Source organism: Paenibacillus aurantiacus (assembly GCF_042431225.1).
Lineage (GTDB): Bacteria > Bacillota > Bacilli > Paenibacillales > Paenibacillaceae > Paenibacillus_Z > Paenibacillus_Z aurantiacus.
This window is the reverse complement of the sequence record NZ_JBHMDO010000047.1, coordinates 541450-560295: the sequence shown is the minus strand read 5'-3', so window position 1 is coordinate 560295 and position 18846 is coordinate 541450. Positions and strand designations below refer to the sequence as shown.

The 18846-nt window shown below is 59.9% G+C and carries 17 protein-coding genes; 9 read left to right on the top strand and 8 right to left on the bottom strand.

Features of this window, described 5'->3' with window-relative positions:
• Positions 1–7: 7 nt before the first annotated feature.
• The 5 genes from ACFFSY_RS30785 (at position 8) to ACFFSY_RS30765 (ending at position 6209) form a co-directional block, all read left to right on the top strand.
• A complete protein-coding gene (locus tag ACFFSY_RS30785) occupies positions 8–1375 on the top strand; it encodes an LLM class flavin-dependent oxidoreductase (RefSeq protein ID WP_377501454.1) in 1368 nt (455 codons plus the stop codon).
• Positions 1372–2904 (top strand): DHA2 family efflux MFS transporter permease subunit, encoded by a 1533-nt coding sequence (locus ACFFSY_RS30780; protein WP_377501452.1) that lies wholly within the window; start codon positions 1372–1374, stop codon positions 2902–2904. Before ACFFSY_RS30785 ends, ACFFSY_RS30780 begins: the two co-directional genes overlap by 4 nt.
• A gap of 674 nt (positions 2905–3578) precedes the next feature.
• A complete protein-coding gene (locus ACFFSY_RS30775) occupies positions 3579–4127 on the top strand; it encodes a GNAT family N-acetyltransferase (protein WP_377501450.1) in 549 nt (182 codons plus the stop codon).
• A 273-nt stretch (positions 4128–4400) separates the two neighbouring features.
• Entirely contained in the window at positions 4401–5363 is a 963-nt protein-coding gene (locus tag ACFFSY_RS30770) for an aldolase catalytic domain-containing protein (protein ID WP_377501448.1), read from the top strand.
• Between the two features lie 102 nt (positions 5364–5465).
• Complete coding sequence (locus ACFFSY_RS30765) at positions 5466–6209, top strand: FadR/GntR family transcriptional regulator (RefSeq protein WP_377501446.1); 744 nt, start codon at positions 5466–5468, stop codon at positions 6207–6209.
• 57 nt (positions 6210–6266) lie between these two features.
• Here ACFFSY_RS30765 and ACFFSY_RS30760 read toward each other — a convergent pair whose 3' ends face one another.
• Positions 6267–7358, bottom strand: coding sequence for a taurine ABC transporter substrate-binding protein (locus tag ACFFSY_RS30760; protein WP_377501444.1), 1092 nt, complete (start codon positions 7356–7358; stop codon positions 6267–6269).
• Positions 7359–7502: 144 nt separating this feature from the next.
• Positions 7503–8645, bottom strand: a complete 1143-nt coding sequence (gene ssuD, locus ACFFSY_RS30755) for an FMNH2-dependent alkanesulfonate monooxygenase (protein WP_377501442.1) — start codon at positions 8643–8645, stop codon at positions 7503–7505.
• A 189-nt stretch (positions 8646–8834) separates the two neighbouring features.
• Here ssuD and ACFFSY_RS30750 point away from each other — a divergent pair, with 189 nt between their 5' ends.
• The 3 genes from ACFFSY_RS30750 to ACFFSY_RS30740 all read left to right on the top strand — a co-directional run bounded on the left by ACFFSY_RS30750 (position 8835) and on the right by ACFFSY_RS30740 (position 11372).
• Positions 8835–9569, top strand: a complete 735-nt coding sequence (locus tag ACFFSY_RS30750; RefSeq protein ID WP_377501440.1) for an AAA family ATPase — start codon at positions 8835–8837, stop codon at positions 9567–9569.
• A gap of 209 nt (positions 9570–9778) precedes the next feature.
• On the top strand, positions 9779–10588 hold the full coding sequence (locus tag ACFFSY_RS30745; protein WP_377501439.1) for an AAC(3) family N-acetyltransferase: 810 nt from the start codon (positions 9779–9781) through the stop codon (positions 10586–10588).
• A 265-nt stretch (positions 10589–10853) separates the two neighbouring features.
• Complete coding sequence (locus ACFFSY_RS30740) at positions 10854–11372, top strand: copper amine oxidase N-terminal domain-containing protein (protein ID WP_377501437.1); 519 nt, start codon at positions 10854–10856, stop codon at positions 11370–11372.
• A gap of 164 nt (positions 11373–11536) precedes the next feature.
• Here ACFFSY_RS30740 and ACFFSY_RS30735 read toward each other — a convergent pair whose 3' ends face one another.
• Positions 11537–11839: a hypothetical protein gene (locus tag ACFFSY_RS30735; RefSeq protein ID WP_377501435.1), complete on the bottom strand. Its 303-nt coding sequence runs from the start codon at positions 11837–11839 to the stop codon at positions 11537–11539.
• 173 nt (positions 11840–12012) lie between these two features.
• On the opposite strand from ACFFSY_RS30735, the gene ACFFSY_RS30730 reads away from it, so the two are divergent.
• Positions 12013–13371, top strand: coding sequence for a vWA domain-containing protein (locus tag ACFFSY_RS30730; RefSeq protein WP_377501433.1), 1359 nt, complete (start codon positions 12013–12015; stop codon positions 13369–13371).
• On the opposite strand, the gene ACFFSY_RS30725 is transcribed toward ACFFSY_RS30730, so the two are convergent.
• Genes ACFFSY_RS30725 through ACFFSY_RS30705 form a run of 5 tightly spaced genes read right to left on the bottom strand, consistent with a single transcriptional unit; the run spans position 13368 to position 18776 of the window.
• Positions 13368–14237 carry an ATP-binding cassette domain-containing protein gene (locus tag ACFFSY_RS30725; protein ID WP_377501431.1) on the bottom strand — a complete coding sequence of 290 codons (870 nt, stop codon included), beginning with the start codon at positions 14235–14237 and terminating at the stop codon, positions 13368–13370. The genes ACFFSY_RS30730 and ACFFSY_RS30725 overlap by 4 nt on opposite strands.
• A gap of 33 nt (positions 14238–14270) precedes the next feature.
• Positions 14271–15086, bottom strand: coding sequence for a hypothetical protein (locus ACFFSY_RS30720; RefSeq protein WP_377501429.1), 816 nt, complete (start codon positions 15084–15086; stop codon positions 14271–14273).
• Complete coding sequence (locus tag ACFFSY_RS30715; RefSeq protein WP_377501427.1) at positions 15064–15657, bottom strand: RNA polymerase sigma factor; 594 nt, start codon at positions 15655–15657, stop codon at positions 15064–15066. The genes ACFFSY_RS30720 and ACFFSY_RS30715 overlap by 23 nt, the downstream gene beginning before the upstream one ends.
• Positions 15658–15666: 9 nt before the next feature.
• The gene (locus ACFFSY_RS30710) at positions 15667–17904 is read right to left on the bottom strand and encodes an ABC transporter permease (RefSeq protein ID WP_377501425.1); all 2238 of its coding nucleotides are present in this window, start codon (positions 17902–17904) and stop codon (positions 15667–15669) included.
• Entirely contained in the window at positions 17904–18776 is an 873-nt protein-coding gene (locus tag ACFFSY_RS30705; RefSeq protein WP_377501423.1) for an ATP-binding cassette domain-containing protein, read from the bottom strand. The genes ACFFSY_RS30710 and ACFFSY_RS30705 overlap by 1 nt, the downstream gene beginning before the upstream one ends.
• Between the last annotated feature and the right edge of the window lie 70 nt (positions 18777–18846).

Genomic DNA, 18846 nt, shown 5'->3' with positions numbered 1-18846 from the left:
ATTTTCAATGTCCACCGAAAACAACCGTCAGATCAAGCTTGGCGCCTTCTTCATGATTCCCGGCCACCATGTCGCGGCATGGCGGCATCCGGAGGCAGAGGCGCATTCCGTGTTGGACTTCAAATTCTATAAGAAGCTGGCGCAAACGGCCGAGCGCGGCAAGTTCGACATGGTCTTCCTGGCGGACGGCTACGCGGTATCGAAGCGGTTCCCTGCGGCGCTTGAGCAGACGGTATCCGTTCGGCCCGAGCCGCTGACGCTGTTGTCCGCGCTGTCCGCGGTCACGGAACATATCGGCTTGGCGGCGACGGTGTCGACGACGTACAACGAGCCGTTCCACGTGGCCCGCAAATTCGCGTCGCTCGACCACCTGAGCGGCGGCCGCGCGGCATGGAACGTGGTCACGTCCTCGCACGACGAAGAAGCGCTCAACTTTAACCAGCAGGTCCATTTGCTCCACGAGAAGCGCTACGACCGGGCGGAAGAATTCCTGAATGTCGTCACCGGCCTGTGGGACAGCTGGGAAGACGATGCATTCCTCTTCGACAAAGAAGCGGCCAAATTCGCGGATGGCAGCAAGGCGCACACGCTGAACCACGAAGGCAAATGGTTCAACGTGCGCGGTCCGCTCAACGTCGCGCGTCCGGTGCAGGGGCATCCGGTCATCGTGCAGGCTGGCGCGTCGGAGCCGGGCAAGGAGCTCGCCGCGCGGACGGCCGAGGTTATCTTTACCGCTTGGCAGACACTGGAAGAGGCGCAGGCGTTCTATGCGGACGTGAAGGGGCGGCTGGCGAAGTACGGCCGATCGCCGGACTCGCTCAAGATCATGCCGGGCGTATTCCCGATCATCGGCCGTACCGTAGAGGAAGCAGAGGCGAAGAAACGTCAGCTCGAGGAGCTGATTCCGGTGGAGGCGGGCGTAAGCTTGCTGTCGGCGCTCATCAGCTTCGACCTGTCCGGTTACGATGTCGACGGCCCGCTGCCGGAGCTGCCGCAGCTTGCGCAGGTGAACGGCGGCAAGAGCCGATTCACGCTGCTTAAGGATTTGGCCGAGCGGGAAGGGCTGACGATCCGCAAGCTGTACCAACGCATTGCGGGCGCACGCGGGCACCGCGAAATCTTGGGCACGCCGGCGCAAATCGCGGATCAGCTGGAAGAGTGGTTCGTAAGCGGGGCCGCGGACGGCTTCAATATTATGCCGCCGTACCTGCCGGGCGGACTCGATGATTTCGTGGAGTTCGTCGTGCCGGAGCTTCAGCGCCGCGGCTTGTTCCGCACCGAATATGAGGGCACGACGCTGCGCGACCGACTGGGGCTGTCTCGTCCGATTCACCCGGCTTCGCTTCAGCCGGCCAACATCGCCGCCTTGTCATGACGAGCGGCATCGGAGGAGCCGCGGTAGCTCCGCAGGCGCCAGCCGTTCTAAGAGAACTGAAGGAGCCGTCTCCCTATTATTGGCGGACGCTCATGACGCTGATCATCGGTTCCTTCATCGGGATTTATCACGTCGTTTCCCTGAACGTGGCGCTTCCGGGCTTTATGGCGATCTTCGGCGCGGAGCTCTCGACGGTGCAATGGCTGGTCACGGGCTTTACGCTCGCGACCGGCATCATCGCGCCGCTGAGCGGCTATTTCGGCGACAAATGGAGCAACAAAACGTTATTCCTGTCTTCACTCGCGGGTTTGACGATAAGCTCGGTGCTGTGCGCGCTGGCTTGGAATATCTACGCGCTGATCGCCTTCCGGATCCTGCAGGGGATATGCTGCGGCCTGATCCAGCCGGTATCGTTGACGATGCTCTACCAGACGGTTCCGGCCGAGAAACGGTCGCTTGCGGTCAGTCTCTGGTCCGCTTCCGGAATCCTCGGTCCAGCGCTGGCGCCGACCATTAGCGGCTGGCTGCAAGGTTATAATTGGCATTGGATGTTCGTCGTCATGCTGCCCCTCAGCCTGGCGACCATGTGGTATGGTTGGCGGCATTTGCCGGTCGGCGGTCAGGCTTCGCGGCGAAGGGCGGATTGGACGGGGATTACGCTTGCGGTCATCGCAAGTCTCGCCTTGCTGCTGCTGTTCGGCAACGTGCACACATGGGGCTGGGAATCGCCGCTGGCGATCGGGTTCCTGTGCACGGGCCTTGCGGCCGCGGCCGGGTTCATCCGGCATGAACTGCGGTCAACCGAACCGTTACTGCAGCTGCGGCTGTTCAGGCTGCGGATGTTCACCGCGAGCCTCGGCGCTTCGGTCGTGCTGATCATCGGCTTGTACTCCGGCATCTATTTCATTCCGCTCTACTTGCAGCACATCCATGCCATGACTTCGCTCGAGGTGGGCTTGCTACTGCTGCCGCCCGCGATGTGTCTGGGCGTCGCGACGCTGTTATCGGGGAAGCTGTACGCGCGCTCGGGACCAGTGCCTCTCGTCGTGGCTGGCGCCGTACTGCTCGCGTGGGCGTCCTGGCAGTTCAGCCGTCTGACCCCGGACACACCGGATGGTTACGTCATGCTGTGGATGTCCGTGCGCTACGTTGGAGTCGGCCTGTCCATGACCCCGGCCATGAACGCGGGCATGGGCGCCGTCTCCCACGAGCTGGCGGGCGATGCCTCGGCGCTCATCAACTGGCTGCGGCAAGTGTTCGGCGCGTTGGGTCTTGGCTTATTCACGTCGTTATTTTACGCGCGCTTCGCAGCTCATGAGCGGGAGTTGGCGGATTCGGCGAATGAATGGAGCGCCGAGCGCCTTCATGAGACGGCGTACACGATGGGCATTAACGACGCGTTCCTCGTCGCAGGCTGGTTCGGTGTCGCGGCGATTCCGCTGGCGCTGCTGCTCGGGAAGAGGGCCGTTTGGAGCCGGCGGGTAAGTGCGGCGAGCACGTCGAACGAAGGAGGGAGAAGCGAAGCGTAGTTTCGAGCATTAGCGATGAATGGTCCGCGCCGGTCCGGCGCGGATATTTTTTATTCGCCTGATCCAGAGCTAAAACCAGCCGCAACCTCAGCTCGCTATTGAGGAGCTGGCGACGGGGAAACGCGCCAATAGTGAGGTACAGCTCACTATTGGGGAGCTTTCGACGGAGAAACGTGCCAATAGAGAGGTACAGCTCGCTATTGAGGAGCTTTCGACGGAGAAACGTGCCAATAGAGAGGTACAGCTCACTATTGAGGAGCTGGCGACGGGTAAACGCGCCAATAGTGAGGTGCCGCTCACTATTGGGGAGCTGGCGACGGAGAAACGCGCCAATAGAGAGGTACAGCTCACTATTGAGGAGCTGGCGACGGGGAAACGCGCCAATAGTGAGGTACAGCTCACTATTGAGGAGCTGGCGACGGGGAAACGCGCTAATAGTGAGGTACAGCTCACTATTGAGGAGCTGGCGACGGGGAAACGCGCCAATAGTGAGGTACAGCTCACTATTGAGGAGCTGGCGACGGGGAAACGCGCCAATAGTGAGGTACAGCTCACTATTGAGGAGCTGGCGACGGTGAAACGCGCCATTAGTGAGTTGCCGCTCCTCATTTGCCGCTCCCGCGGCACGCGTGCTACAATTTGCTCATTCTGACAGAGCGGAGGAATACTCAATCATGAACCCCTTTATCATTCATCAGACTCATGTGCAGGAAGGCATCATCGCCCGCCAGGCGACACCGGAGGATACGGAGGCGGTGCTTGCGCTGCTGCTGGGCACGGCCAAGTGGCTGCAGAGCACCGGCTCCACGCAGTGGAGCGCGCTCCTGCGCGGCGAAGACAGCCATGATACGCCTGCGGCCATCCGGCGGGGCGAGACGTTCGTCTTCGCAGCCGAAGACGGCGAGCTGGCTGGGGTCTTCATTCTCATGCAGCAGCCGAGTCCGTGGGACCGCGACTTGTGGGGTGAATTGGCGGGAGGCGAGGATCGCGCTTTCTACTTGCACCGGTTGGCGATTAACCGCCGCTATGCCGGGCGCAAGCTCGGCGAGGCGATGATGCGATGGGCGGAGAGCGGGATTCAATTCGAAGGGAAGTCTCTCGTCCGGCTCGATTGCATCGGGAGCAACGAGGCGCTCAACCGGTTCTATAGCGGTCTCGGCTATGCGTACAGAGGGGCGACGAACGGCTTCAACTTGTACGAGAAGCCAACGGCCTTGCGGTAAGCGTATAGCGCGGGCTGCCGGCAAGGCGACGGTTCCGGCGGTCGATTCGACGGGTTCGGAGCGGTCGATTGGCCGCGAAGAGAGGGGCGGACAGCTCCTCTTTTTTGACCGTTGCTGTCCGTATCCTTTTCGGATTCGACGCTTTGGCGCGTCCATTCACTAAACCGACTAATTTGAGACGCGAATCCGGTAATTATGTTTTGCGTTCGCGTCCCCGTTCAAGTATGATGGATAGAAAAGACAATTGCCTAGCAGAAGGAGCCATCAGTTGCCATGATTTCGAAAAACAGCCATGCCAAAATCGTCGACTGTACGATCCGCGACGGCGGACTCGTCAACAACTGGGATTTCAGCGTCGAGTTCGTCCAACACTTATACAACTGCCTGAACGAAGCCGGCGTCGACTATATGGAGATTGGATACAAGAACTCGCCGAAGCTGCTGAAAGGCGCAGAGAGCGCCGGCCCTTGGCGCTTCCTGGACGATGATTTCCTCCGTACCGTCATTCCGCAGAAGCTGAACACGAAGCTGTCCGCGCTTGTCGATATCGGCCGCGTGGACGAGAATGATATTTTGCCGCGCGAGCAAAGCATGCTCGACTTGATCCGCGTCGCATGTTACATCCAGGATGTGGACAAGGCGCTCGAGCTCGTGCAGCTGTTCCACGACCGCGGCTATGAGACGACGATCAACATCATGGCGCTCTCCAACGTCATGGAGCACCAGCTGCTTGAGGCGTTCGAGCAGATCAACGACAGCGTCGTCGACGTCGTCTATATCGTGGATTCCTACGGCTCCCTGAGCCCGAACGACTTCAGCCATCTGGTGGACAAGTTCCGCAAATATTTGCCGAACAAACGCCTGGGCGTGCACACGCACAACAACATGCAGCTAGCGTTCGCTAATACGCTGATCTCCGTAGAGAAAGGCGTCGAGCTGCTTGACGCGTCCGTGTACGGGATGGGCCGAGCGGCAGGCAACTGCCCGACAGAGCTGCTCGTGGCGAACCTGAAGAACACGAAGTACAAGCTTCGCCCGGTGCTGGACATGATCGAGAAGTACATGATTCCGCTCCGCGAGAAGGAAGAGTGGGGCTACATCATCCCGTATATGATTACGGGCATGCTCGACGAGCATCCGCGTTCGGCGATGGCGCTTCGCGACTCCGCGAACAAGGACAACAGCGTGGATTTCTACGACAAGCTGACGACGCCGGAAGTGTCGCACGGCAAATAATGAATCGCGAAGGCCGACCGGATGTCTGCCGCGGCGCTTGCGGGCGCGAGCGGCGGTCCGGCCGGCTTTTTTTGTTCAAGGGAAGGTGTCGGTGGTCGATAGATGAATTTCCAAAAAATAACGCCGCGCAAAATATACGAGGAAATCGCGGAGCAGCTCAAGACGCATATTCTGGATGGCGGTTGGAAGAGCGGCGACCGGCTGCCTTCGACGAAGGAATTGTCCGAGCAGTTCCAGGTCGGACGTTCCACGATGCGGGAGGCGCTCAGCGCGCTCAAGGCGATGGGACTAATCGAGATCCGGCATGGCGACGGATGCTTCGTCCGCTCAGTGGAAGCGGGCGACATTCGGATGCCGGAATTCGATACGCGGCTGTTGAGCCGCGAGGCGATCTTCGAGCTGCTGGAGGCACGGATCGCGCTGGAAGTCTCGAACGCTTCACTGGCAGCGAAGCGGCGGACGGCGACGGATCTGGCCGCGTTCCGGGAACTGCTGCAGACCATGCGAGACCGTCTGGGCGACGAGTCGTTCGGCGAGTCGAGCGATCTGGCCTTCCATCGGCTGCTTGCCGAAGCGGCGCATAACACCATCCTCGTCCGGCTGCTCGAGACGATCGCTTCTCAGCTGGAGGCGGCGATCAAGGAAGCCAGGCGGATTCAGCTCTATGGCAACGAGCAGGTGGCCCAGCGCCTGCTGGAGGAGCACGAGGCAATATTCGCGGCGGTCGAGCGGCAGGACGCCGCTGAGGCCGAATCGCATATGCGAGCTCATCTCGAGCATGTGGAGCGCGCGCTGCGCAAACATTTCGAACAGCGGGATCAAGGACAAAGCCCCGACGGCATATGAATATGCCGTACGGGGCTTCTTGTCTTTTCATATGCCTATGGTTCGGTCGCGTCGCGGCTACTGTCCGCCTACGGCGTCGGTGCGGATCGCTTGCTGGTAGATCGCAAGATCGGGCGCGGACGTAATCGTCTTCTGCGCGGCCAGGAAATCGCCGGTCGCTTTGAGCGTCTTCGCGAAGTCGCTTTCGGCTCCGCTCGCGCCCAAATATTTGGGATCGCGCTGCTCCTCGGATTTGAGCCACACGAGCTGGTTCATCTGATCGAGGCTGTCCTGCTCGTTCTGGCCGAGCAGAGGCGCGAGCGCTTTGGCGGCCTCCTCGGGCTTGTCGCGGTAGAATTGAATCGTCTCGTCCAGTACGGCGACGTACTGCTTCAGGAACTCCGGGTACTCGTCGGCGAACGTCTTGCGAACGATGCCTACGTCGGAAGTTACGATGCCTTGCTCGGCAAGCTCTTTCGCGGTGACGACGATTTTGCCTCCGTCCGCCTTGATTTTGCCCAGCACGGGATTCCACACGAACGCGCCGTCGATGTCGCCGCGCTGCCAAGCGGCCAGAATGTCGGGCGGCTGCATGTCGAGGATCGTAACGTCCTTCTCGGCAACGCCCGCTGCCTGAAGGCCGGATAATAAGCTGAAGTGGCTCGTCGAGCCGAACGGCACGGCGATGGTCCGTCCGACGGTATCCTTGAGCGACGTAATCCCGCTGTCTCCGCGGACGGTCAGCGATTCGGCTTCGCCGATAATATCGTGCAGGAAGTAGACCTGAAGATCAAGCTTGTTGGCGACCGCCACGGCGACGGGCACGGATCCGGCCAAGCCGAGGTCGATGCCTTTGGCGGCGATCGCGGTATTCACGTCGCGTCCGGATTCGAACGGAATCCACGAAATTTTCGTCTTCGGGAATTTCTTCTCCACGGCGCCGGTCGCTTTGGCGAGGAGCTCGGCGTTCGGGATGACCTGGAAGCCGATTCTCACCTCCTCGGGCTGCTTGGCTTCCGATTGGACGTTAGCCGCGGCGGTCGTTTCTTTCGTCTCCCCCGCCGGATTCGAGTTACCGCCGTTCGAGCCGCAACCGGCGAGCAGGAGCGCTGCGGTCAGAAGCGGAAGCGCGAATGCGCGGAGATTGAGTTTTCGGTTGAATCTAGACATAGCGTACGTAACCCCTTCAGTAGAATTATTTGGTAAAATACACTTATCGCTTCGATGACGTGCCGGAAGTCGCGGTTCGACGTAAACGAAGACGCTCCCTGCATCGGACAGCCGTCCGCGAGTCAGGCTGATGGCCGCCGCGCTTCATGTACGGTTAGCCGGTTGCCCGGGACGATGATCGTAGGCGATCATCTCGCCCTGCTTGCCGATCACGTCCATCTCCGCGCCGGAGCGGCTAAGCGGCAGGAGCGGGAACAGTAGCTCGGCCGCGCGATAGGCTTCTTCCAGATGCGGGTAACCGGAGAGGATGAATGTCTCGATTCCGAGCGCCGCATACTCCCGCATCCTGGCGGATACCTGTTCGGGATTGCCGACGAGCGCGGTGCCCGCGCCGCCGCGCACGAGACCGATGCCCGCCCACAAGTTGGGCGCGACGACGAGATTGTCGCGATCTCCCTGGTGCAGCGAAGCCATTCGGCGCTGGCCAACCGAGTCCATGCGGGAGTAGACCTGCTGGGCTTTGCCGATCGTATCGTCGTCGACGTAACGAATAAGCGATTCCGCCGCTTCCCACGCCTCCGCTTCCCGCTCGCGCACGATGACGTGAAGGCGGATGCCGAAGCGGACGCTTCGGCCTTGCGCCGCATAGGCAGCTCTCACTTGCGCGATTTTGCGCTCGACGTCGGCGGGAGGCTCGCCCCATGTCAGATAAACGTCCGCGTGCTTGGCGGCGACGTCGATCGCGGCGGGGGACGAGCCGCCAATGTAAAGCGGGGGATGCGGGCGCTGCTGCGGCGGGAACAGCACCTTGGCGCCCGTCACCTTCAGATGGGCACCCTCATAATCGAGAGATTCCTCTTCGGCCAGCACGTGGCGCCAAACCGTCAGGAACTCGTCGGTCAGGCTGTACCGGTCGTCGTGGCCGAGGAAGAGCCCGTCGGCTTCAAGTTCCTCCGGATCGCCGCCCGCGACGACGTTCAGCAGAAGGCGCCCGCCCGATGTCCGGTCGAACGTGGCCGCCATGCGGGCTGCCAGCGTCGGCGACATGAGACCGGGTCGAAGTGCGACGAGGAATTTCAACTTCTGGGTCGCGGGGATAAGCGAGGAGGCGATGACCCATGCGTCCTCGCAGGAACGTCCGGTCGGAAGCAGCACGCCGTCGTAGCCTAAGTCGTCGACGGCCTGTGCGATTTGGCGCAGGTAGACGGGCGTGATCGCCCTCGCTCCGTTCGTCGTGCCCAAGTGACGTCCGTCTCCGTAAGTCGGGATAAACCAAAAGAGCTCCATGCTTCTCATCCTCTCGGAAAATAAAAAACTCCCGGCACGCCCAAGAAAGGGGATGCGGGAGTTTCCAGTTGGTCTGGTCAACTTCGCGAATATGATCGTTTTAATTCCAACCGGAATACTATGAATAATGTAGCAGCAGATGAAAATGTTGTCAATCAAAATGACGAAGGAAAGAGGGGGAAGGCGCCAATGCCTTTTCTGAAACGGATTACGCTGCGATGGGACGAGTTGGCACCCGAAGACCGCGGCCGCTTTCCTTACAATATTCCCGCGCTTCGGCAGCTCGAAGAGCTGGAGTTTCGCGAGAACGTCACGTTCTTCACCGGGGACAACGGTTCGGGCAAATCGACGCTGCTGGAAGCGATCGGCGACCTGTGCGGATTCAACATCGTCGGCGGCAAAGATACGGTTGTGCGCAATCCGATGGACGACGTGTCGCTCGCGTCGATCATGAGGCTGCAATGGCTGCCCAAGGTGAACCACGGGCTGTATTTTCGGGCTGAGACGTTCGATACGTTCGCGAGTTATATTGACGAGTTGGCGAAGGAGGTCGGCGGCGTGGCCTATGCGCCTTACGGCGGGTACTCGCTTCACCAACGTTCCCACGGCCAGGCTTTTCTGACCTTCTTCGAGAATCGGCTGCTGAAGAAGGGGCTCTATCTGCTGGATGAGCCCGAATCGGCACTATCCCCGCAGAATCAGTTGGCATTCCTGCGCATCATTCACGACATGGAGCAGTCGAGTCAAGCACAGTTCATCATTGCGACGCATTCGCCGATTCTGATGGCTTATCCGGGCGCGACCATCTACCATTTTCAAGAAGGGCACATCGAGGAAATCCCCTATGAGGAGACGGAGCAATATACGCTGACGCGGGATTTCCTGAACCACCGGGAGCGATATTTGCGCATGCTCTTCGAGTAGCGGGCAGCTCTGGAGAACGCCGAATGGCGATGTTCGATCGACTCCGTTGCTCCGGATGGATCTTCGAATCTGCGTATTGTCGATACCGAGCGAATCTGGTATTGTTTAGGATGTAGTTTCCAATTAAAGGGCCATGCTATCTCCGGTGACGCCGGAGACAACCCCGCTGCGTGCAGCGGGGTTATTTTTATGTTCAGGAGGCGATTGGCATGACTAAGGCAACAACTGACGAACAACGCATGATTTTGACGCGGGAGGATCTCGTTCAGGGATTGAGCGGGTGCGGCTTAAAGGCAGGCGCAACCGTTATTGCGCATACGTCGATGCGCAAGCTTGGCTTTATCGTAGGCGGAGCGGAGACGCTCATCCGCGCCTTGCTGGACGTCGTCGGCGAGGAAGGGACGATCGTGATGCCGTCGCAGACGTGGAAGAACCTCGACCCGGAGAGCGGGGTGCATTGGGAGGAGCCGGAAGCCTGGTGGCCGCTCATCCGCGAGCACTGGCCGGCCTACGACAAGAGGGTCACGCCGTCGATCGGGATGGGGGCGGCGGCGGAGATGCTCCGTACGTGGCCGGGGGCCGAGCGTTCCGACCATCCCGCACGTTCGTTCGCGGCTGTCGGCAAGCACGCTGCTTATGTGACCCAATATCACGACTTGCGGAACATTTTCGGCGATGGCTCGCCGCTTGCTAAGCTGTACGATCTGGACTGCGATATATTGTTGATCGGCGTGGGTCACGAGAAGAATACGTCGCTTCATCTGGCCGAATGCAGGTCGACGCATCCCGGCAAGCAGCTCGCCCGCGAAAGCAGCGCCATCATGACGGGCGGCAAGCGCAGTTGGGTCACGTACGAGACGCTGGCCGTAGACGATGCGGATTTCGTCCGACTGGGCGAGGCGTACGAACGGGAGCACGGCGTCATCTCGCATCGAATCGGAGGCGCCGAAGTCCGGCTGCTGAAGCAGCGTCCGCTCGTGGACTGGGCGACAGCGTGGATGAACGCGAACCGAAAGTAGGGACAGCCCCATACCGTGCAGATATCCTGCCAATGCCGCGACTTATTTGGCGTAATCAATCTTTCTTAGTTCGGTGTGCCGAAAGCCCTGTATTTACCCGCCATCGCGATGCATGAATCGGCAAAATCGGTCTATTCCCGGCAATGAAAAGTTTATTTTTTTGAGGGAAATTTGTCCGTTTCAACTGGTTTTGGAGCCGTGTATATCCTAAGTGTCAAGGACGAATTCCAAAAATAGATGAACCTCAAAAAAGGGAGAGATGACGATGAAGGGTTTGCGCGCGAAAGTCGGAATGATACTGGTGGCATCGGCACTGGCGGTACCAACAATGGCAGCGGCTGCGGAGGATGCGGTCACCACGACGGATACGGTCGTATCGACGGAGACGTCCGTTCCGGCGGTCCAAAACCTGAGCATTAAATTCCGGCTCGATAGCAGTCAATACGAAGTGAACGGCACGATGAAGACGATGGATACAGCGCCGGATATTGTGAACCAAACGTCCTACGTTTCGCTGAAGCATTTCGCCGAAGCGATCGGCGCGGAGCTAACCTGGGACGCTTCGGGCGAGAACGCGACGCTGAAAACGAGCGACTTTACCGTGACCTTCAAAATCGGAGACTCCCTGATTTGGCTTAACGGCGCGGAGGTCGAGCTTGGTGCATACATAGGCGAGAAAGATGGTCGCACGATCGTGCCGATCCGTGCGCTCGGACAGCTGTTCGGCTGGAGCGTCAACTTCTATGGGGATGGCAACATCTATTTGAGCAAAGTAGTCATGTAACGCTTCATACGTCGTTAATGCAAGAAGCATTCCGCCGCGCGCGGAATGCTTCTTGTTTGTCGTACATGCGCGATGCGGGATGCAACCCGCGGACTTCATGGAGCCGAAGTCGCTGATGCGCGATGCATGCCGCTTGAACCAGTGCCGCGAATGCGCCGATTCGTCTAGAAGCCCGGCAGCTCGCCGTCGCCTCGAATGTTGGCCGCATAGTGCGCCGTGTTCGGATGCAGGAAGCCCGTACCCGCAAGCGCCCGTCCGCCAGCCGTTGCCCCGGTCAGTTCGACGCGCAGGTCTGCGCTGGCTTCGAAGGCTTGCAGCAAGGCCGTCTGGGGCATACCGTCGATCTCGATATACCAGAGGCGGTAGCCGGTATCGGTGACGATATACAGCTGGGCTTTCGTAAACAACAGCTTCGTCGTCTCTTCGCCCCATGTAATGCTCAGCTCGGCCAATTGATAGGTTTCCATAACGCGTCTGTCCCCTTACGTCAAAAGTCTTCTTCCGATTGTACTTCCCGGGCAGCGGGGAATGCAACCTTTAACCGTTTGGATGCGTTTGGAAATTGTGGGGCGTATATACACAATGAAGCATGCCAATGCGCGCCCTACAGCGTGTTCAATCCATACAAGGGGGCATGGAGATGAAGAAGACACGAACGGGAATCCAGGGAGAGGCAGTTCGCCACAAGCATTACAAAGGACTGCGCCCGCTCGCGCTGCTCCTGGCGGTGGCGCTGCTGGCGAGCGGCTGCTCGTCCAACGACGACGATCGCAACAACGCGGCGGCTGGTAACACGGCGGTCGGCGAAGCGGAGACGGACGGCAGCGCGTCGGCGGATAAGGGCGGCGATGCGTCCGCGCCTTCCGATAGCGGCGACGAATCCGCTGGCGAGCCGAAGCCGGAGTCGTCGAAGGCGGAAGACAGGGCGGCGCCGACCAAGAAGCCGACCGGCCAACAGCCGCAGCCGCAAGCCGGCTTGTTAACAGCGGGCGAGTGGAACGACCTGAGCGAATGGCAGGACTGGGAGCAGCTGAACACGAGGCCGGAAGTGCAGCAATTGCGCGATTATTGGGCATTCTACCGGTTCGATATGCTGGAGGTTCGCGTGAGGGGAGGCGGCAAAGCCGTTGCGGACGCCATCGTCCGGGTCGTGGACGAAGACGGGCAGTTCGTCTGGGAAGCGCGCACCGATGCCTCAGGGCGGGCATTCGCATACGCGGGCTTGCTCGACGAGCAGAGCGGACAAAGCAAATATTCGGTCGAGGTCGAATCGGGCAGCGGTCGGAAACAATTCGAGAATGTGCCGATTCCGCGCGGCGACGTGCTGGAGGTGGAGCTTGGCGAGGCGAATGAAGCGCCGGACGATCTGGATCTGATGCTGGTCGTCGATACGACCGGCTCCATGGACGATGAATTGGCGTATCTCCAAACCGAGTTGAAAGACGTCGTGAAGCGGGTAAGCCGGGATAACGGCCAACAGCTCGACATCCGGGTCAGCACCAATTTCTACCGGGACAAAGGCGACGATTACGTCGTCCGGCCGTTCCCGTTCACCGCCGATATCGATACGGCGGTGAAGCAGATCGGCCAGCAGGAGGCTTACGGAGGCGGGAATTTCCCAGAGGCGGTCGATCAAGCGCTCCAGGATGCGGTACATGAGCACGAGTGGAGCGCCGACGCCCGCGCCAGATTGCTGTTCCTCGTGCTGGATGCTCCGCCGCATCACGACGATCCCGTCATCCGGAAGATGAAGCAGCTGACCCAGGACGCGGCAGAGCAGGGCATTCGGATCATCCCCGTCGTGTCGAGCGGGGCGGACAAAAATACCGAATATCTGATGCGGTTCATGGCTGTGGCGACGGGCGGCACCTATTTGTTCTTGACCGATCACAGCGGCGTCGGGGGCGAGCATCTCGATCCGACCGTCGGCGAATTCGAAGTTCGGCCGCTTAACGATCTGCTCGTCGACGTCATCAACCGGTACGTTCAGCCGAATTAACGATAGGCGAGCCCTGTCCGGGACCGGCACCGGATGAAATAGGCATCTTCGAGCGTCATTAAGGCTGGTTCAAAGCCGCTGCCCGGACATTGTTCGTCTAGAACCCGCAGCTCGTCGCGATCGTCCTCGGGCAGAATATGCAGCAGCTGGCCAGGAGCGAACCTACGGTGTCCTCCCTTGACGACGGAACCGGTCCAGACGGAGACGGGCAGCCCAGCGGTCCACTCTTCCACCGTGCCGTAGAAGTAGGGGATGCCGTCTTCGAACCACAGGACGTGGTCGGCCCATGCTTCCCATTCGTTCATCTCGTGCGTGGACACGACGACCGTACGGCTGCGCGAATGGGCGGCTACGAACCGGGTAAAATGAAGCCGTTCCAACGTGTCGAGCGCGTTCAACGGCTCATCGAGGAAAATAAAAGACGGCGAGGCGATCCACGCTTGCGCCAGGGCGACCCGTTGCCGGACGCCCTGCGCAAGCGTTTTGATTTTGCGGGACCGATATTCCCCGAGATGGAACGACTCGATCAGCCATTCCAACTCGCCGGCGGCGAGGCCGCCCTTCAGCTCGGCAAAATAACGCAGCAGCTTGGTGACCGTCATTTGCTCGTATAGCTCAACGCCCGAAGGCACGAATCCGATACGCGCCCGGATGGCGGCTAGATCGCGCTCTACCCCCAGGCCGTCGTAACGGATGATGCCGCTATCAGGGAAACACGCGGTCGCCAGGAGCTGCAGCAGCGAGGATTTGCCCGCGCCGTTCGGCCCGACGAGCAGCGTGATGCCCGGCTTAAGGGTAAGCCGCTGCACGGACAGCTCGAACGATGACGCTTGGCGGCGGTACACGACCTGATGCATTTCCAGCATGGTGCTCGATTCTCTCCTTTAATCGCCCTTAGGTTACGGAAGCAGGCGCGTGCCGAAGCTTCTCCGATAGGCGAGCGCGAGCAGGAGTAAGCCTGCCAGCAGCGCGCCGGTCTGGATATGGGTCAAATATGCGTTCGAGGCGAAGTTCCACACCGGCACGATCCGCTGCATGAGTCCGTTCCAGCCGAACCAGAGCAGCAGGGCGACGGTGTAAGCGGTCTTCAACCCGCGCGACATGATCAGGTAGGCGGTGAGGCCGCTGAGGAAGAGCAGCACCGATAGCCAGTGCAGTACGAATGGCATCATCGGGAACGTCTCCACTTTCATGTTCATATAGAGCGATCCGGCGATGCCGAACAGCAGATTCAGGCTGATTACAATCATCGTGCGGACAATAAGCAGCAGCGCAGGCGGGAAAGGAGTGATCGACTCGATCATCCGCAGCTCCTTGTTCCAGGTGCGGAAGCTGTACGCAAGCGAAGCGAGCAGCAGCGCAGGCAATATAAAGGTGAATGTATTGCCGACCGAGTGAAAGGACACGTCCTGGTCCGTCGGCAAAATAAGCAGCAGCATGGCGAATACCATCAGACTGGCGAGCCAGTACATCCGGGAATACGAGGACAATTGCGACCGGATCAGCCGATAGAGCGAGAGCGGGCGCAGCGGCGCCGATTGGAGCGTGTAACGCTCGGCTTCGGAGGCTTGCTTAAGTTCGTTGAACGCCGGCTGGAGCATGCGGATGAGTCGGATCGTATCCTGCGACGCGACCGGGCTCGCGAGCAGCCGGGAGAGCGGTTCGCGCATTTCTTCTTCTAGCTGATTCAATTCATTGTCGTTTGGCACGCTCATTCCGTCCGCCTCCTTGATGACCTGCATCCGCCGCGACTTCGGGATGCAGGCGTGATTTTAGCTTGCGCAATCCGTTGTATAAATGGGTTTTGACCGAACCGAGCGGCAAACTGACGATATCGGCGATGTCCTGCAGTTTCAAATCTTGAAAGAAACGAAGCGTAATGATTTCCTTTTGCACCTCGGGTAAGGAATCGAGCGATTCCTTGATTTCTCTTCGGGTTTCCTGCCTCTCGGCAATTAGTGCGACGGCCGGTCCAAAGTCATGCTGCTCCGGCGGCTCGGCGAACGAGGTTTGCACGTAGCGGAAATGGGCGCTCTTCCAATAATCGCGGCATAAATTCAACGCGACCCGGTACAGCCAAGCCTGGACGTTGTCCGGCGGCTTCCGGTCCTGCAGCTGTTTGATCAGGCGCAGGAACGTCTCTTGGACGAAATCCTCGGCTTTGCCGCTGTCTTTGACCTGCCGCTGGAGGAAGCCTGAGAGCGGGGCGTGATAACGGTGGACCAGCGCTTCGAAGCTCGCCTGGTCGCCATCGGCCATACGCTGCAATAATTCTTCATCTGTCATCGGAATTGCTCACCTGCCTTTCTCCTCATACCAGGCTTGTAGCCATTGTTCCCACGTAATGAACGGATAGTCATACGGACTTGCCGCATTGGATGCGACCGAGCTTGCCGTGCCTGCGGAAGTCTGGTCCTCGATCGTAAGGCCATCGTTCCAGAAACGCATCAGCACCCGTTTGGCTACGTCCGCTTTGCCTTGTTCGTACGCGGTATCGACCATCTGTTTCATTTTCTCGCCGATCGGCGAAAGCATGTGGACGTCCTCTTGCGCGATGACGCCTTCTTTCATTGGAATATAGAGAGCGATCATACGCCGAATCTCCTGCACAATCGAGTAGTTGTTCAACCTGTCCGGGTCCTGGTCATCCCAATTATTCACCCAGTCGGAGGTATATACCGTATCGCCGAACAGCAGGAAGTTGATCGTTTGCTCCATTCGGTACGTATCGAGATTGCTGTGCCGCAGCTCGCCGATGAACAGCGTATCCCCGATTGGGAAGACGCTCGTCAGCCCGTAGCTGCGGTCGAACGTACCGAAGAAGGGGAAGTAGACGATCTGGCGGATGCGGTCCAGTCGGGCGCCGGTCCATCGTTCATAGAATGCCCGTCGTTCGCCCAGATTCTCCAAGAAAATCCGGGACTCCTCCACGTTGCCCGGCGTTGTAAGCATGAGGGCGGGCTCGTCTGCCATCTTCACCGCCGTGAACGAGCCGCCGACCACAGTCGGGAGGGCGGCATTCTGACCGGCGAAGCTGCGCGAGCCGGGGCGATCATCTTCCGCTGCCGGCAGCGTGGCAACGATCCGCCCGGCGAAGCCTGTAAGCCTCAACCGGAAATCCGTATGCAAGCCGCTTGCCACGTCTGCGCGGGGTACGATTTGCTTGCCCACATGGTACATCAGGCTGTCGCCGCCGGGGATTGGATACCATCCAAGATAGGCGGGAAGGAACGAGCTCTCGCCTTGCGAGAAGAGAAGATGATATTGACCCGAACCGTCATGCGCCCATTCGTTCAGCGGAGACACTGCGGCATAGTTCCAAACGATCTTGTGTGCATCGGCGGACGGCGCAAGAGCGGCGCGATCGAAGGAGATGCGATCTTGCTCCTGCATCCAGGGAACTTGCGCGCCGTCCACGGTTAACCCGGTTACTCTCAACTTCGGATAGAGCAGAAAGACTACCCGCCCTTCGATGCGATCCGTTACGGCGTCCTGCCCTTCGTGAGCGGGAAGCAGTCGCCCGTCTTGCGTAGGCAAGACGATCTCCGCCCGCGCGGCGAACGTATCGTCGTCGGCGCGGTCAAGGCGAACATCCATGCTCGCGACCTTGAAGGCATACGGCGCGTGCGGCCGCGTGAGCTCCGCCTCCGGGACGGACGGCATGAGCTGCTGCCATTGCGCGTAACGCTGCTGCCATAGCTCCGCGTACGGCGTATAGACCGCGCAAGCGGCAATCAATGCCGCAACCATGAGCGCGATTGGCGCAAGGGGCCGCACGACTGGACGTGTCCGAGCCAGCAGCGCGCAAGCGGCTGCAAGAACCAGAACGGTGACCGTGCCGGCGAAAGCGTACGTCAGCGGGTATTCCACGCCGGACAGTCGATAGGCCCAAGCCTCGCTTGCGCCGGCACCCAAATCTCCGATCAGATGGTTCAGGCTGAACAGCCTCAGGATATGCCAGTCAAACACTTCGATTAAATAAACCGGGACGAAAATCGAGCCGAAAATCCAACCGCAGAAGGCGACAGGCAGCGCAAATCGCATCGGGAACAACGCCCCGATGACAATGCCCACTGCCACGCCAGCTGCGAAGGATGTCTCGTAAAGCGGCGCGTAATGCGCGATCTCGCTCAGAATCGACCGCCAGCTTAATTTGTGATGGACGGCTACGCCGGCATAGACGGCGAGTATGCATGCGGTGAATGCGCTGCTGTACAGCATGCCGGCGATCCATTTGGCGGCGATCATGACGCGGTTCGTCACCGGCAATGTCAAACTCCACTCATAGGAAGGGTTCAGCGCATCCCTTCGGATCAGCAGCACGCCAAGGAACATGGGGAGCGCGGTCAAGAACGTCATCAGCGTGGAATGGGCATCGGCGGCGTACAAGTTGACGTCCATCGACGCGGGAAGTCCGATATCCGCGCACTGAAACAGCATCCATAATCCGGCGGCAGGCGGCAGCAGCAGCGTCCATCGCAGCTTGGCGATCAGCTTCAGCTCGAATCCGGTTTGCAGCCATAGCGTCCGCATCACAAGCTTGCCTCTCCGCTGCCCGTGATGAGCGCCAAATAGCCTTCTTCCATTGTCGGCGCGGCGGCATGGGCATAGGGGGTGGGCTGGTAATCCGCGATCGTGCGGCACAAGATGCCGTCCGGCGTCCGACGAGCGGACAGCAGCCGCTCCTGCGCCATTGCCCGCCACTCCCGCTCGGATGCCTCCCACTGCCACAGCCGGCCTTCGGCATAACTGGCGAGTCCTCCAAGACGTCCGTTGTACAGCAGCTTGCCGCTCCGCAGCACGAGCACCTGTCCGCATATCGCTTCGATATCGCTCAACACGTGTGTCGACAATAGCACGGTGGCGCTCGGCGCCAGCTCGGCCAGCACGTTGCGCAGCCGCAGCCGTTCCTCGGGGTCCAGTCCCGCGGTCGGTTCGTCGACGATGACGGCTTCCGGCTTGCCGACGAGCGCCTGCGCGATGCCGAGCCGTTTGATCATGCCGCTGGAATAGCTGCCGACCGCATGATCGGCTTTCTCTTCCAGATGGACGGCGGCAATCAGCGTTCTCACCTGTGCCTCCTGCTCCATGCGGGTGCCGGCGTTCTTCAGCTTGGCGGCGTGCAGCAGCCATTCTCTGGCCGTCAGCTGCGGGTAGAGCCGGAACGTCTGGGGGACGTAGCCGATCCGTCTACGAGATCGGGTCACGTCCCGGACGGTAATGCCGTGAAGCGAGGCATCGCCGGTCGTCGGCGCGAGCAGCCCGGCGAGCAGGCGCATAAGCGTCGACTTGCCGGCCCCGTTCGGACCGAGCAGCCCATAGATCCCGCGTTCCAGTTGAAAGGACAAGGGCTCCAAGGCCCAATATTGTTTGTATTTTTTGCCTAAATGATCGGCGGTTAGCATGCTTGCGATTCCTCCTTCCTACTAAACGAGCGCAAAGGGCGAAAAGTTTTGCGGAAGTGTCTGAAAGATG

Coding starts and splice junctions, on each gene's coding strand:
- ssuD (WP_377501442.1), bottom strand. CDS start 8,645: ATGGAGCTCTTTTGGTTTATCCCGACTTACGGAGACGGACGTCACTTG.
- ACFFSY_RS30780 (WP_377501452.1), top strand. CDS start 1,372: ATGACGAGCGGCATCGGAGGAGCCGCGGTAGCTCCGCAGGCGCCAGCC.
- ACFFSY_RS30715 (WP_377501427.1), bottom strand. CDS start 15,657: ATGACAGATGAAGAATTATTGCAGCGTATGGCCGATGGCGACCAGGCG.
- ACFFSY_RS30775 (WP_377501450.1), top strand. CDS start 3,579: ATGAACCCCTTTATCATTCATCAGACTCATGTGCAGGAAGGCATCATC.
- ACFFSY_RS30710 (WP_377501425.1), bottom strand. CDS start 17,904: ATGCGGACGCTATGGCTGCAAACCGGATTCGAGCTGAAGCTGATCGCC.
- ACFFSY_RS30785 (WP_377501454.1), top strand. CDS start 8: ATGTCCACCGAAAACAACCGTCAGATCAAGCTTGGCGCCTTCTTCATG.
- ACFFSY_RS30765 (WP_377501446.1), top strand. CDS start 5,466: ATGAATTTCCAAAAAATAACGCCGCGCAAAATATACGAGGAAATCGCG.
- ACFFSY_RS30735 (WP_377501435.1), bottom strand. CDS start 11,839: ATGGAAACCTATCAATTGGCCGAGCTGAGCATTACATGGGGCGAAGAG.
- ACFFSY_RS30760 (WP_377501444.1), bottom strand. CDS start 7,358: ATGTCTAGATTCAACCGAAAACTCAATCTCCGCGCATTCGCGCTTCCG.
- ACFFSY_RS30740 (WP_377501437.1), top strand. CDS start 10,854: ATGAAGGGTTTGCGCGCGAAAGTCGGAATGATACTGGTGGCATCGGCA.
- ACFFSY_RS30725 (WP_377501431.1), bottom strand. CDS start 14,237: ATGCTGGAAATGCATCAGGTCGTGTACCGCCGCCAAGCGTCATCGTTC.
- ACFFSY_RS30705 (WP_377501423.1), bottom strand. CDS start 18,776: ATGCTAACCGCCGATCATTTAGGCAAAAAATACAAACAATATTGGGCC.
- ACFFSY_RS30720 (WP_377501429.1), bottom strand. CDS start 15,086: ATGAGCGTGCCAAACGACAATGAATTGAATCAGCTAGAAGAAGAAATG.
- ACFFSY_RS30730 (WP_377501433.1), top strand. CDS start 12,013: ATGAAGAAGACACGAACGGGAATCCAGGGAGAGGCAGTTCGCCACAAG.
- ACFFSY_RS30750 (WP_377501440.1), top strand. CDS start 8,835: ATGCCTTTTCTGAAACGGATTACGCTGCGATGGGACGAGTTGGCACCC.
- ACFFSY_RS30770 (WP_377501448.1), top strand. CDS start 4,401: ATGATTTCGAAAAACAGCCATGCCAAAATCGTCGACTGTACGATCCGC.
- ACFFSY_RS30745 (WP_377501439.1), top strand. CDS start 9,779: ATGACTAAGGCAACAACTGACGAACAACGCATGATTTTGACGCGGGAG.